The sequence below is a fragment of the Peribacillus sp. NPDC094092 genome, assembly GCF_050279365.1.
Classification (GTDB): domain Bacteria; phylum Bacillota; class Bacilli; order Bacillales; family DSM-1321; genus Peribacillus.
The window spans coordinates 466,754-481,227 of the sequence record NZ_JBNNUC010000004.1 but is presented as its reverse complement, the minus strand read 5'-3'; the positions used below and the strand labels follow the sequence as shown (position 1 = coordinate 481,227).

The following is a 14,474-nucleotide window of genomic DNA, read 5'->3' as shown; positions in this document are numbered from 1 at the left end:
TAGCTCTACACTTGGTTTTTTATTTTTGGTAGTAACATTATGACCAAGTGCAATCTACGTTAAGCGATGGGAGTCGTTTTCGTTCATTATGACTAATGGGTGCGTCAGCTTAGAATCGGAACTGTCTTTAAGGCAGCCTTTTCTTTATGCAACTATCAGGGCAGTTTAGTTGAAGGAATAAAGTAAAGGGGGATTGGTTTTGAAACGAGAAGGAATAGTGGAATGCTTTAAGGAAGAGGAAGGTTATGGGCGTATGTTGCTTGACAGTGAATAACCCTTTTTAGCTACAAAAAGCACCATAGAGAATTAGAACAACTCGGGTGTTATCAACTCTTACTGTAATTATATGCCTAATTCTATTATAGGGTTTCTATCAATATCCCGTTAAGTAATAGAAAAAGGCAAGAAGATTGGTATTTTCTTTTTTTCTTTGAATCGAATCATTAATATTTTTATTTTTGAAAGAGGAAGGTCTGCTGCGATTAAAAAGGCAATAAAGGAAGCAGATAATCCTATAGATCATCAGATAAGTCGTTTTGCTGTATCGAGAAATTGTTGAATCAGGGTTGAATTGTCATCCTTTCGCCAGGCGATGCTCATTTCTACACGCGGGGCTGCCCCATCGATGTTTACATACGAGACGTCTCGAGCATGTAAATTCCCTGTTGATCTTGGTACGATACTTATACCCAGTCCTGCCGCAACCAACCCAACAACCGTTTGTATTTCTTTCACTTCTTGACGGATGATTGGGCTGAAACCAGCATCACGACATTTTGAGAGGATATCATCGTACCAGCTCGGCCAAACCTCCCTCTCCACTAATATAAATCGTTCTTTGCTCAAATCAACCATGGATATTGAAGACCGTTCCGCCAGTGGATGTAACCTAGGTACGACCGCTATACAAGTCTCATGATGAACTGACAAAAGTGATATGATCGGATCAACTACAGGGTTTCTTACAAAGCCGATGTCGATATCCTTACTATGAAATGACTCAATTTGCATTGGTGTTGGCATCTCGCGAAGAACCAAATCAACGTATGGATACTGTTCCTGATACTCCCGAACAATGATTGGAAGAATATCGAATGTTGCAGATCCGACAAATCCAAGCACTAAACGGCCAAGCATTCCCATCTGTGCCTTCAGAGCTGCAGATTTGGCATATTCCAATTGGGTAAGGACACCGCGAACTTCTTGCAAAAAAACCTTTCCGGCATTTGTCAACTCTACATGTCGTTTTGATCTCTCAAGCAACTTCACTCCAAGTTCCCTTTCAAGTTGTAATATCTGTTGACTTAAAGGTGGTTGTGTCATCTTTAAGCGCATTGCCGCGCGGCCAAAATGCAACTCTTCGGCCACTACAGTGAAATATTCAATCTGACGCAGTTCCACGCTATTATTCCTCCTAATTAAGACGTTTTCCGACTTAAAAACATGATTTTTATATATTAGACACTAAATTATTCTCGTTGTAAAGTTTTGTTAAGGAAGAAATGAAGTTGTAGAGATGAAATAAATGGTCTAAGTATCGTCAAAATCATTAGTTTAATGGGATTGGACTTTTTGTTCTCGCTTTCCAGATGCGTATTGTGAAACACAATCGTTGTTAAATGATGATTTTTATATAATTCTAAAAAATAATTATCTAAAGAGAGGATCATCTGTATGAATGCTTCAATGGTCATTTTATGTCTTATATGGGGATTTAACTTTGTTATCATGAAATTAGGAAATGGTGCGTTTCCTCCTGTACTGTTTGCTGCCTTGCGATTTCTGACCGGAGCTATCGTACTTCTAGGAGTGGTCTATATGAAAAAGATACCACTGCCCAACAAATCGGATTTAAAATGGTATGTACTCTGCGCACTGTTTCAAACCACCTTTTTTAACATTGCGATTCAAATTTCTCTTAATCATGTGAGTGCCGGTCTTACCTCTGTTCTGACCTATAGTATGCCATTGTTTCTGTCGATTATGGCTCATTGGTGGATTCCCGGAGAACGCTTGACTCCAAGGAAGACTATTGGAATTGCTCTCGGTCTATTTGGTTTATGCCTCGCGATGAATATTCACTTGGGAGGGTCCATTTGGGCTCTATTACTGGCATTAAGCTCCGCGATTTTATGGGCTTTAGCCAATTTAATTTTTAAACTGAAATTGAAACATTGCGATAGCATTCAATTCACAACTTGGCAAATGACGATCGGAGCGGTGGGGTTATTATTGTATTCCCTTTCCTTTGAACACGGGGAATCTAATTGGGGATGGATGCCGGTTGTTTATATTTTGTTTTCGGGGATTGTGGCCTCAGCCCTGGCTTTTGTGATGTGGAATCGTATCTTGAGTCGTACAGAGGCCAGTAAAGCGGCGATTTCCTTACTCCTTGTACCAGTCGTCGGTGTCATTTCCGGATGCATATTTTTGCATGAAAACTTAAAAATAGGTACGTTAGCAGGGATTTTATTCGTACTAGTAGGAATATGGATTGTAAATAGTAAAAGTGCTCACGAATCCCATAGGGTTGAATCGAATGTGGAGGAAAAACCACTATAGACAGTACGACATTATCAGAATTTGCTGGTGACATAATAACTACTGCTCTTATGTTTGAAGTTATTTCACAAATCCCCTTCATCGGTGTGTGTAAAATCTATAGCCTTATAAAACGACCATGAAAATAAGTTTCTTTAAAAATGAAAAATGACACAACTTAAGAAGACCCTGCACAATCTTAAAAAAAGAGGAGAGCGATAATTAATTTGTCTATGGATGAGGGTTGACTGGATTAAGGTCAATATCAGTATTGACACTACCTAACCATATTCATTCTTTGTGGTGAATCGCGGATTTTTGGCGAATCATGGATGGCTGACGGGTGTTTTATTTCATTTAGGAGTTGCTTTGGCGGCTCTTTTTCTTATAAAGCTAATGTGGCAGTTTGTCCGGTTCCTTAGCGTTTCATTTGGGATTATCAAAGTCACCACTGATTCATGGGAGATATCATAATAGAATTATGCTTTTGAGGCACAATAAATTGAAAAGATATAAAAAGGATGCAAAGCGAGGAATTTTATGAAAAAGGTTATAATGTTTTTCCTATGTCTTCTTATCTTAATTCTTCCATCACAAGTTTTTGCCCAACGAAAAGTACCTATTTTAATTTATCATTCGATTGACGAGTTTACTGGGCATGGTTCTAAGGATCTATATGTAACTCCTGATAATTTCCAGAAACAAATGATTTATTTAAAAGACCACGGCTACACATTATTAACTTTTGATCGTTGGCAAGACATTTATAAAGTAAATAAACCCATTTTCATTACTTTTGATGATGGATACAAAAACAATCTGAATGCATTTGCTATCTTTCAAAAACTTAAAAACGAACGGTTTAAACCAAGTGGTACCATTTTTGTTATTTCTGACTTTATCGGCCGTTCAAACCGATTATCTAAATCGGATTTAAAAATGATGGCTGATTCGGGTATAATCTCAATCCAGTCTCATACTGCTACACATCCTGATTTGACGGAAATAAAAAATTATGAATATGAACTGAAAGGGTCCAAAGATAAAATTCAAAAAATAACAGGAAAACCAGTAAATGCTCTTGCGTATCCATACGGAAATTTCAATGACAAAGTCGTAGAAGAAACGAAGAAATATTATTTATTTGGAATTACGACAACTCCTGAACTATTTTCTGAGAAGGGCATTAAAGACGAACTTTATCTTTTACCGCGAATTTATATCAAGTATTCAACTACACTTGATGAATTTGCAAAGATAGTAGAAGGCGGTTCCCATACTAGGTAATCGCTTTTTCTTATGGAACCAAGGGAAAAGTACTTAATATTGTTTAGAAGCAAATGGGTATGGAAAAATTCAATTACAGTATTTCTATTCTGACTTTTTTATATGAAAATATGGTTCATTATCTAAAGAATATTATGGAATAAGTTAATCTTCGTCAAACGGGGTTAGTTGATGAAGAGACAAAAAAATGATCTAAACTTTTTAATAAAAGAATGATGCATAGAATATATTAAGAGCGGTTAAATCAATCTTATTCGCAACACGCTCTTTTTTTTATTCTATTTTAGAGGGAGCTAATATCGACTTGATTAACCTATACCTAAAGCATCTATAAGTAAATCCCGGACCTTACAAAAGTTGTACTTTTGAAAAGACCCGGGAAGGGTGAATCATGATATTAATTTAAAACAGTTTGATTGATTCTTTCCGAAATAGCCTCTGCAAACTCAGAAGTAGAGGCATTACCACCTAAGTCTTTTGTTTTTATACCATCTTTAAGTGATTGATATAGACCTTGTTCCACCAATTTACCCATTTCTTCAAGCTTTCCATCATTATGTCTTTCGGCAAGCCATTCCATTAACATTACTGTTGAAAGCATAATACCTGTTGGGTTTCCAATATTAAAGCCTGCAATATCTGGTGCAGAACCATGGGCTGCCTGAGCCATAGCCAGATTTTCGTTTGAGTTGATAGAAGGTGCTAACCCTAGGCTTCCTACAAGTTCACCTGCTAAATCAGAAAGAATATCTCCAAACATATTTTCTGTTACGATTATGTCGAAGTCTTTTGCCCGACGGACTAAGTGAGCAGCCATTGCGTCGATATGATAGTCATCTACTGCAACATCAGGGTATTGTTCGGCTACTTCACGGCACACCTTTAAAAATAAGCCTGTACTTAATCGGAGAACATTAGCTTTATGGACAATTGTTACTTTTTTACGACGCTTCATGGCCATTTTAAATGCTGAATGAGCAATTCGTTCTGCGGCTTTCCTTGTAAACACACCCGATGTGACAACAACATCCTCCGTAATTTGCCACTCCCCATGACCGGCAAACATGTTTCGGTCTGCGTAAAATCCTTCCGTGTTTTCGCGGAAAATAATCAAATCAGCTTCTCCTACAACGCTCGTAATCCCTGGCATTGTTTTAGCTGGACGAATATTTGCAAATAAATCAAGAGTATGGCGAAGTGCTCCACTTGGATTGAGTTTCACTTTATGCTCAGGTGGGTAGGCAGCAGAATCATGTGGACCAAGTATCCATCCATGAGTGTTTTCCAAGGCATTTGTAGTAACCTTTGGAAGAGGGTCGTTGTGTTGTTTGATTCCTTCCCATCCCATAGGTAAGTCAATCCATTCAATTTCAACTCCAACCTTATATGCAGCAGTTCTAAATACTTCCACTGTAGCGCTTACAATTTCGGGACCAATTCCATCACCAGCTAGTACACCAATACGATAAACAGTCATTTCTTAACATTCCTCTCTCTTATAGAGTATGGTAATAATCTAAGAGTTCTTAGAAGTGCATGAACTTTATACTATTAATGTAATATAATCTTAGGAATTAATAAAATATATTTTTTTTATATTTATTGATTGGATTTTTCTATTTCTTAATAATTAAAATGACTTTTTTTTCACTATAAGTGTTAATTTCATCCTGTTGTATAGTAATACCTTAGTGGCATGAAGTTTTATATATTTTTATTTTTTTTAATCAGATGAGAGGTTATTATGAATATCGTTGAGAAGTATCTTGTTCATTTTTTCAGTCCTATATTAAAAATGAAGCTTTAAGAAAAAAATATACGTAACTCAAAAAACATCATACCAGTCATTTAGACCGACCGAAAATGACAAGTATGATGTATGGAATTTTCCGACCAGAAAGGCATCAAGAATAGGGTCTTAAGCTTTATGCTCATTTTTTGAAACACCTGTGTTCCTTTGGTTCAAAATAAATGTGGAAGAGGAGTAGATAGCTTTGCAATCTAAAAATTAATTTATGATTGGAATTTCATATAAATTTAATAACACTCGAGATATTAGTTTTCAGGGTGATTACGGTGATATTCCTGAATAAAATGGACGAACTCTTTTACCATTCCTAACTCGAGTAGTTCTTCTCTATATAAGATGCGTGTTTTCCATACGATTGGAGAGCCATTTGCATCATTAAGGGAAATTTTGTGTAACTTATCGTTTTTCTCTAATACAATACTGGGAGCTATACAATAACCTAATCCGTTAAGAACCATTCTTTTGGCTATTTCGACATTATCAACATTCATATTGCTGATTGGAGGTGTAGAAAAATTATCTTTCCACCAGTTGTCTATGACCATTTCCAAGGTAGGATCTGTCTTATAACTAATTCTTCGCATGGCGGGAAGTTCTGTTAAATCAATTTCTTGGGATGAGAGTATAGTAATGTTTTCTTCTGAAAACGTTATATTGTTACTTGGCCAATTGTGCTCACCTCGCACTATACCTATATGTGCATCCTGTTTATAAATGGATTGAACCACGTCTATGTTTACACCTGTATTAACATGAAATTCAACTTTAGGGAATTTCTCATTAAATGCCTTTAGAATTTGTGGTAATCGATAAAAAGCAAATGTTCTTGAAACACTTAACCGTAATGTTCCACGTACTTCATTTCCAGAATTCCACAACAATTCTACAATGTCCTGTTGCTGTTTAAGCATATCTTTGGCATATGTAACTAATAATTCCCCCTGTTCTGTAAAAACGACGCCCCTTCTTCCCCTATAAAAAAGTTTAATGTCAAATTCCTTTTCAATTTGTTGTAAGCGGTACGTTAAGGTAGGTTGAGAAATATATAGGAGCTCAGCTGCCTTTGTAATATTTTTTTCAGCGTAAACTTTCTCCAAAATAAGCCAGTCCTTTTTATCCATGAGGAAAATCCCTTTCTTTGAAATAGAAAATATCGATTGATTTTTATAGAAAATCAATATTTTATTTATTTCTATAATTATAATACATTTATTTTACACCAATGATAGCTATCAATTTCAAATGGTTTTCAAAAAAACTCATCGTCTTTATTTTATTGAAAATATTTGGAAGCGAATTCAATATTTATTCAGGAGGTAGTAAATTGTCAAGTCAAAATTATAGAATTGGCCTTATCCATGCGACGATGAACTCAGTTCAGCCAATTTTAGATGCTTTTCAAGTTCATGCACCACAAGTTACACTGGTGAATTTTATGGATGAAAGTCTTATTTTTGAATTAAATGAAACAGGAATTGTTACAAAAGGTATGGCCCGACGTTTATTGAACTTGGTAGAAAAAGCGGTGATGAGTGGGGTGGATGGTATCCTGCTAACTTGTTCATCATTTACTCCAGTAGTTTCAGAAATTAGCCACTTATTTGACTTACCAATGTTAAGTGCAGATTTAAGTATGTTGGAAAAAGCAGTGGGAATGGGTAATCGGATTGGTGTCATTGCTACAGTAGAAGCAGCAGGCCCAACAACAACGACAATTCTGAAAAAAATCTCCTCAAAAAGACAGAAGGATGTCTCGATTAAAACAATTATTATCCCAGAGGCATTCAAAGCATTACAAAATGGGGATCGTGCGAAACATGATGAGTTAATCCATCGGAAGGTACAAGAGCTAACTATTGATTGTGATGTCATTCTTTTTGCACAATTCAGTATGGCAAGAGCACTGGACACACTTGATATTAAAACAACAGATATACCTATATTAACAAGTCCCGAAATTAGCGTGAAATCCATTATCGATGAAATATCAAAAAGGGAGATAGTTTATGATAAATGTTGAATTAATGAAAGTTACTTCACTTGTGGATGGTAAGGCAGTAACACAAACAGAAGAAAAGATCATGAAAGTGATCAGTCCATTTAATAGAGAAGTTATCGGAAAAGTAAATTTAGCTTCACAAGAAGATGCCGAAAGTGCGATCGAATCAGCACATCGAGTGTTTCATGAGACGATGAAAAAAATGCCGGCTTATCGTCGAGCGGACATACTTCGTAAAACAGCTGACCTGTTAGAAGAAAGAACAGAAGAATTTGCAAGAATTCTAGGCTTAGAAGCAGGAAAACCAATTCGTGATGGGAGAGGAGAAGTAGGCCGTGCAGTACAAGTCCTGCGTTTCGCGGCAGATGAAGCGAAAAAAATTGAAGGAGAGCTCGTGCCCATGGATGCTGCGATTGGTGGAGAAAATCGAATCGGTATGGTTCGCCGTCATCCAATTGGTGTTATATCAGCCATCACACCTTTCAATTTTCCGTTAAATCTGGCATTGCATAAATTAGCTCCTGCGTTTGCTGCAGGAAATACAGTCGTCTTAAAACCAGCAAGTAAAACACCACTTTCGGCATATCTGCTCGTTAACCTTTTTGAAGAAGCCGGGCTGCCTGAAGGGGCTTTAAATTTAGTAATTGGAAACGGTTCCGAAGTAGGAGATATTTTAGTGACGGACTCACGTATAAGCAAAGTAACATTTACTGGAAGTCCGTCTATAGGAATTGATTTACGCAAGAAAGCTGGATTGAAAAAAGTGACATTGGAGCTTGGTTCAAATTCTCCAAACATTATTTTCAATGATGGGGATGTGAATGAGGCAGCCGCAGGATTAGTTCGAGGAGCTTTTGCTTTTTCTGGACAGGTTTGTATTTCTGCACAGCGGATTTATGTACAAAAAGAGGTATATCAAGAATTCTTAAATCAATATGTTTCGTTAGTAGAGAAGTTGGTGATCGGGGATCCAATGGAAGAAAACACAGATATTGGCCCTATGATTAGTGAAAAGGAAGCGATACGAGCTCACGATTGGATCACTGAAGCAGTAAAAGCTGGAGCAAGGCTTGCTACAGGTGGTAATCGGGAAGGGACATTGCTTGAGCCAACCGTCCTTGTCGATGTTACTCCAAACATGAAAGTGGTATGTGAAGAGACGTTTGCACCGATTGTTTCTGTTATACCATTTGATACAGAAGAAGAAGTTATTTCCATGGCGAATGATTCGGTATTTGGATTGCAAGCAGGTGTATTCACATCAGATATTAACCGCGCTATGAGAGTTGCTGACGGTCTTGAAACGGGAGGAGTATGGATTAATGAAACTTCTACATATCGCCAGGATAACTATCCATACGGAGGCGTGAAATTAAGTGGTGTAGGCAAAGAAGGCGTCAAGTATGCTGTCGAAGATATGACTGAGATTAAATTTGTAGGTATTAAATTAGGATAAGGAGGAAATATCGTGAGTATTTCTTATTTTCGCATAGCGGAAACGTTAATTACAGGAACAGGATCTATTGCACAAATTGGGGAACAAGCCAAAAAGTTGAATGCAACTAAAGTCATTATCGTGACAGATAAGATTATTCGCCAAACGGGATTATTGTCCAAAGTGACGGAGCCATTGGCTACCCTAGGCTTTAAAGCAGATATTATTGATGATGTGGTTCCGGAGCCTCCTTTTGAAAACTTAGAACAGATGGTTACTGAAATGGAAGGAAAAGGATATGATTTGCTTGTTGGGGTTGGAGGAGGAAGTGCCCTTGATATTACTAAAGTCCTTTCCGTGATGCTAACGAACAAGGGGAATGTTCGTGACATGGTCGGGATTGAAAAAATAGAAAACCCTGGAGTGCCTACGATTCTAGTTCCGACAACTTCCGGTACAGGTTCCGAAGTTACCTATAATGCTATTTTTACAGATACCCGTGACATGGTGAAAAAGGGAATCGTCAGTCCTTATTTACTTCCTAAGGTAGCTATCGTGGATGCAGAGCTGACCTTAACGCTACCACCTGCCGTCACGGCAGCGACGGGGATGGACGCACTTGTTCACGCTGTTGAATCTTACACGGCCCTTCGCTCAGACGAATTAACAGATGGCATTGCCTTGCAAGCGATTAAGCTGATTTCCCGTTCTCTGCGAAAAGCCGTTTATAACGGAAAGGATTTAAAAGCACGTGAAGACATGGCGATGGGAAGCTTACTTGCTGGTATTTCTCTCGGGAATGCAGGGGTTGGAGCGGTTCATGCCCTCGCTTATCCCCTTGGTGGGAAATTTAAGGTTCCGCATGGGGTGGCGAATTCTCTCTTGTTACCATTTGTCATGAAATATAATGCGGTTGCTGATTTGGATAAATTTGCTGAAGTCGCTAAAGCAATGGGGGAAAATGTGGAAGGGTTATCTCTACGTGAAGCTTCGGATCGTACTGTTCATACGCTGGCTCAATTAGCTGAGGATGTAGGTATACCTTCAAGTCTAAAGGATGTAGGAGTAACTCCATCTGATATTCCTGCACTTGCTGAAGAAGCAAGTAAAGTTGATCGTTTGCTTAATAATAATCCAAGATGGTTAACAGTAAAAGAAATCCAAAAGATTTATGAAGAAGCATACGGTTCAGTGGAGACACCTTCCTTTGTCACCACCTAATCTTACACGTTATATCAGACATATTATTCATCTTTTAATGATGGAAAAATGGGAGGTGAGAAAATGAATTATTTTTCTGAACTAAAAGGAAAGAAAATACTTGTAGTTGGTGGCAGTAAGGGGATTGGCAAGGATATTTCTCTTGCTTTCGCTAGACTTGGATCGGATGTTGTCATTACAGGTAGGAACGAAGAGGATCTCAGTAAAACGACGGAAGAACTACGAGAGCTTAATCCTAATTGTTTCTATCTAACAGCTGATATACAAAACGTTAACGAAATATATAACATGATAGACTCTGCAGTTTCTCGTCTAGGCCGGATTGATGTGATTATCAATAATGCTGGCATTAACATTCCTAAGCCGACATTAGAAGTGACGGAAGAGGATTGGGGTCGTGTGTTGGATACGAACTTAAAAGGAACCTTTTTCTGTTCTCAACGGGCGGGTAAGCATATGATTGAACAACGTACGGCAGGTAAGATCATTAATATCGTTTCGCAGATGGCTTTTGTAGGCTATATCAAACGTGCAGCCTATTGTTCAAGTAAAGGTGGTGCCGTACAGTTGACAAAGGCATTGGCGATCGAATGGGCTGAACACAAAATTAAGGTGAATGCAGTTGCGCCGACCTTTATTGAAACTGACTTTACTAAAACGATGTTTAATGATCAAGGCTTCTACCAGGATGTATTAAGTCGTATTCCCTTGGGAACATTGGCCAAACCTGATGATGTAACAGGTGCTGTGCTATTTTTAGCCTCTGATATGGCTAATTTTATTACAGGGGAAACAATCCGTGTAGATGGTGGATGGACAGCCATATAGAAGAAAAAGAGAAGCCTTTGTAAAGAGCCGTTCTTTCTTGAAGTATCTTTTAATCACCTCCTTAGGCGCATTTTTTAAGGAGGTGTATTCTCCAATAAATATAGAGGTGTAAATATGTGAGCTGATGTTCTGATTTTGTACCTCTAAGTTAAAAATCGAAAGTTTTCGTATCACCGAGTGTTAATGAAGGTATAGACTTCCATTATCAACAAATTCAGATTTAGTCATGAAATAAAAGCTTTATCACCTCTTGTTATAGAAAGTTATAATAGGAATATAATGAATGCGCTTACATAAATGCGTAGGCTAAAAAACTATTATTCAATTGAGCAAGTAGAAGATCAATGACGTAAATAGACATACAATTTAACAATAACTTCGTATAGTAGCTCTTTGTTCTTCTTTATGAAGACTACTACAAATTCAATAGTGATATTAAATCAAATACATTAAAAGTGAGGTAAATAATGTTATCTATATTAGGATTTGCTACTATTATACTTTTCATGTTTTTAGTTATGACCAATCGTATGTCTGCTTTTGTAGCCATTATTGTATCTCCAATTATATTTGCCATATTAGGAGGATATGGTATGGGGTTAGGTCCTATGATGTTAGAAGGGATCAAGCTTGTAGCACCTACTGCTGTACTTCTCTTGTTCGCTGTTTTATATTTTGGCATTATGATGAATGCAGGTTTATTTGACCCAGTTTCCAGAAAAATATTACAAATAGCTAAAGGTGATCCTGTAAAAATTGTGATAGGGACAGCCGTTTTAGCATTATTAGTGGCTTTGGATGGAGATGGAACCACTAGTTACATGATTATTTGTTCGGCCTTGTTGCCGATTTATAAAAAAATAGGTATCAATCCTTTAGTATTGGCTACGATAGCAGTAATGTCACTAGGGACCATTTCCGGCATGACACCATGGGGTGGAGCTGCCACAAGGGCAATCAGTGTCTTAGGACTTGATGCTACAGAATATTTTAAACCAATAATTCCTGCCATTCTATGTGGTTCAGCCTGGATTATTCTGACCGCGTATGTAATGGGAAGAATGGAGAGAAAAAGAATTGGTATTATAAAAATAGAAAAAACCATACAAGAAATGAAAACCAATCAAGAAATGGCAGCTAGTATTGCTGAAGATCAACCTGTGACTTCTAAGTTAGTTTGGTTTAACTTTCTACTAACACTCACTCTTATGGTGGCACTTATACTAGGGTTAGCACCACTACCGGTGCTATTTATGGTAGGTTTTGTAATAGCCCTTTCAGTCAACCATCCTAATCTTACTGAACAAAAAAGCGTAATTAAAGAAAATGCTAGTCATGCTGTACCTGTAGTCATGTTGGTTTTAGGTGCTGGGGTTTTTACAGGGATCTTATCTGAAACAAAAATGGTGAATTCAATGGCTTCAGACCTTCTCACAATTGTTCCTGATTCATTAGGTCCATTCTTCACGGTTATTGTTGCATTAATCAGCTTGCCATTAAGTTTCTTAATGTCAAATGACGCGTTCTTCTTTGGTGCTTTGCCTGTTCTTGCCCATTCAGCTTCCGAATATGGAATTAGTCCTATGGAAATAGCGAGGGCCGGAGTAATTGGGCAACCACTCCATTCTATGGGGCCGACATCTGCTCCATTATGGGTGTTGCTAGAGCTTGTAAGAAGAGATTTAGGACAATTCCAACGTTACGCTCTTGTCCCGGTTACTATATTGTCACTAATGTTCATAGTTTTTGCCTTGATTACAGGGGCTATTTCAATCGCTTGGTAAAATTGTCTTTCATGTTAATTTAGCCATTATGGTAAAAAAATAAATTATATGATTTGGTATAGCTATGCTATGGAAATAAAAAAATTATAAACGAAATTTAACTTTTATCTAAGTGATGAAAAAGATGAACAAAAAGCCAAGTGCTTGCTCAATTAAGCCTTGGCTTTTTCATATTTCCAGCTTTCAAGTCATAATAGTGGGCACCGCTGTGGTATGACTGCGTCCCCTATGATGATATCTATTGGATGAACAGCAGCACCACCGCAAGAAATTGGTACATTGATTTCTCCTGCACCAGCTTTTCCACATGCTGCAACGGTTGTTCCTCTACAAAAAACAGGGAAATCTAAATCTTTAATACCTACACAATCCTGGATAGTCAGGTAATGCCCTTTCAGCAAACTTATATTACTCTTTCAAAGGTTTGATAGCAGGATGAAAATGGTTAAGACCTTGCATAGCATCAGAAATACAAGTAGTTGGAATATCTTTAAATTGGTTAACGATAACATTCATTAGTTTTTCCTCCTATATTTAAAGTTTTTTATGATTATAGAGAAAAAATCATTAAATTTTTTGGGAATGAAGGAGTATAAGACAATATAGACAATCTCAACAGGAAGATGGTTCTTCCAAAAGACATGAGACATGGCATTTTTTGCTTCTTCCTCATCTGTTCCATGAATTTCAAGTTGGAATGTATTAGAGTAATTACGGTGTAGGTTAAACCGATGATACTTTTAGCATCTATCGTTTTATCGTCAGGTTTAATGACAATGCTTGCTTGAAATTTGTTTGTTGTTTCATTAATTTCACCCACACTTTAGCTAAGGATTTGTTTAGTCCCATGTTTCACACTCCACTCTCTGAATTTTTTTATTGTACTTCACATCAATCATTAAGCCTTTCGTTTTCTTTCATTTAATTGAATTGTAATATACTAACAATAGTATAAAACGCAAAAGAGACAATTAAAAATAGTAAAATGAAATGAATTCTCATTAAAAATTTCTAAACTCGTGTCACTGTACAATCTATCCAGATAAAAATTCATTAAGAATCTTATTTATAAAATGATTGAATAGAAGCTGCATTTTGTTCTGTTTTTACAGTGAATTCAACATTGCTTCTTCCAGTGTATAACAAGGGAAATCTAGTTCCTTTTTAACAAATGATCAAAATATTTGGGTTTTATTTCCAACGTTAACTGATTTCATAAGGATATCTTTTTTGTACGTAAATACTGTCTCGTTTTAGTTATAGAAAAATTTGATGATATTTTATGGAAAAATAATATTTTATTAATTTCACGAATTATTATAAATTAAATATATAGACCAACGATTTTCAAGGCTGATTCAATTTTTTTTGAAAGTGTTCGTTAAATTTAGAAGAAGAGTGGAGTCTATCAGCTTTGGGGTGGTTTGTTCGTTTACAATTTTTATTGCCTACCACGTAGGAACAACATTTGAATGAATCGGGCAGGTAAGTTCATATTAGGAAGCTTGTTAAAACAACTATTTAAAAGGCTCTTGAAGATTGTGTCTGTAAAAGTGATTGAATAGGTAA

The 14,474-nt window shown here is 36.9% G+C and carries 11 protein-coding genes; 7 read left to right on the top strand and 4 right to left on the bottom strand.

Annotation, left to right across the window (positions count from 1 at the left end):
* Positions 1 to 522: 522 nt before the first annotated feature.
* Positions 523 to 1,401: a LysR family transcriptional regulator gene (locus ACQKNS_RS20690; RefSeq protein ID WP_427645134.1), complete on the bottom strand. Its 879-nt coding sequence runs from the start codon at positions 1,399 to 1,401 to the stop codon at positions 523 to 525.
* A 273-nt stretch (positions 1,402 to 1,674) separates the two neighbouring features.
* On the opposite strand from ACQKNS_RS20690, the gene ACQKNS_RS20685 reads away from it, so the two are divergent.
* A complete protein-coding gene (locus ACQKNS_RS20685) occupies positions 1,675 to 2,562 on the top strand; it encodes a DMT family transporter (RefSeq protein ID WP_427645133.1) in 888 nt (295 codons plus the stop codon).
* A 519-nt stretch (positions 2,563 to 3,081) separates the two neighbouring features.
* On the top strand, positions 3,082 to 3,828 hold the full coding sequence (locus tag ACQKNS_RS20680; RefSeq protein ID WP_427645132.1) for a polysaccharide deacetylase family protein: 747 nt from the start codon (positions 3,082 to 3,084) through the stop codon (positions 3,826 to 3,828).
* Positions 3,829 to 4,225: 397 nt separating this feature from the next.
* On the opposite strand, the gene ACQKNS_RS20675 is transcribed toward ACQKNS_RS20680, so the two are convergent.
* Both ACQKNS_RS20675 and ACQKNS_RS20670 read right to left on the bottom strand, forming a co-directional pair.
* Complete coding sequence (locus ACQKNS_RS20675) at positions 4,226 to 5,305, bottom strand: isocitrate/isopropylmalate dehydrogenase family protein (protein WP_427645131.1); 1,080 nt, start codon at positions 5,303 to 5,305, stop codon at positions 4,226 to 4,228.
* Between the two features lie 578 nt (positions 5,306 to 5,883).
* Positions 5,884 to 6,759: a LysR family transcriptional regulator gene (locus tag ACQKNS_RS20670; protein WP_427645130.1), complete on the bottom strand. Its 876-nt coding sequence runs from the start codon at positions 6,757 to 6,759 to the stop codon at positions 5,884 to 5,886.
* Between the two features lie 203 nt (positions 6,760 to 6,962).
* Here ACQKNS_RS20670 and ACQKNS_RS20665 point away from each other — a divergent pair, with 203 nt between their 5' ends.
* From ACQKNS_RS20665 to ACQKNS_RS20645, 5 genes are all read left to right on the top strand, one after another.
* Positions 6,963 to 7,658, top strand: a complete 696-nt coding sequence (locus ACQKNS_RS20665) for an aspartate/glutamate racemase family protein (RefSeq protein ID WP_427645129.1) — start codon at positions 6,963 to 6,965, stop codon at positions 7,656 to 7,658.
* Positions 7,645 to 9,093, top strand: coding sequence for an aldehyde dehydrogenase family protein (locus tag ACQKNS_RS20660; protein WP_427645128.1), 1,449 nt, complete (start codon positions 7,645 to 7,647; stop codon positions 9,091 to 9,093). The genes ACQKNS_RS20665 and ACQKNS_RS20660 overlap by 14 nt, the downstream gene beginning before the upstream one ends.
* A gap of 12 nt (positions 9,094 to 9,105) precedes the next feature.
* Positions 9,106 to 10,293 carry an iron-containing alcohol dehydrogenase gene (locus ACQKNS_RS20655; protein ID WP_427645127.1) on the top strand — a complete coding sequence of 396 codons (1,188 nt, stop codon included), beginning with the start codon at positions 9,106 to 9,108 and terminating at the stop codon, positions 10,291 to 10,293.
* A 63-nt stretch (positions 10,294 to 10,356) separates the two neighbouring features.
* A complete protein-coding gene (locus tag ACQKNS_RS20650; protein WP_427645126.1) occupies positions 10,357 to 11,121 on the top strand; it encodes an SDR family NAD(P)-dependent oxidoreductase in 765 nt (254 codons plus the stop codon).
* 467 nt (positions 11,122 to 11,588) lie between these two features.
* Positions 11,589 to 12,905, top strand: a complete 1,317-nt coding sequence (locus ACQKNS_RS20645) for a CitMHS family transporter (protein ID WP_427645125.1) — start codon at positions 11,589 to 11,591, stop codon at positions 12,903 to 12,905.
* 188 nt (positions 12,906 to 13,093) lie between these two features.
* On the opposite strand, the gene ACQKNS_RS20640 is transcribed toward ACQKNS_RS20645, so the two are convergent.
* Positions 13,094 to 13,306 (bottom strand): hypothetical protein, encoded by a 213-nt coding sequence (locus ACQKNS_RS20640; protein WP_427645124.1) that lies wholly within the window; start codon positions 13,304 to 13,306, stop codon positions 13,094 to 13,096.
* Between the last annotated feature and the right edge of the window lie 1,168 nt (positions 13,307 to 14,474).

What these genes read in the sequence shown, in the direction of transcription:
- ACQKNS_RS20685 (WP_427645133.1), top strand. Translation starts at nt 1,675, where the DNA reads ATGAATGCTTCAATGGTCATTTTATGTCTTATATGGGGATTTAACTTT.
- ACQKNS_RS20675 (WP_427645131.1), bottom strand. Translation starts at nt 5,305, where the DNA reads ATGACTGTTTATCGTATTGGTGTACTAGCTGGTGATGGAATTGGTCCC.
- ACQKNS_RS20670 (WP_427645130.1), bottom strand. Translation starts at nt 6,759, where the DNA reads ATGGATAAAAAGGACTGGCTTATTTTGGAGAAAGTTTACGCTGAAAAA.
- ACQKNS_RS20680 (WP_427645132.1), top strand. Translation starts at nt 3,082, where the DNA reads ATGAAAAAGGTTATAATGTTTTTCCTATGTCTTCTTATCTTAATTCTT.
- ACQKNS_RS20650 (WP_427645126.1), top strand. Translation starts at nt 10,357, where the DNA reads ATGAATTATTTTTCTGAACTAAAAGGAAAGAAAATACTTGTAGTTGGT.
- ACQKNS_RS20645 (WP_427645125.1), top strand. Translation starts at nt 11,589, where the DNA reads ATGTTATCTATATTAGGATTTGCTACTATTATACTTTTCATGTTTTTA.
- ACQKNS_RS20660 (WP_427645128.1), top strand. Translation starts at nt 7,645, where the DNA reads ATGATAAATGTTGAATTAATGAAAGTTACTTCACTTGTGGATGGTAAG.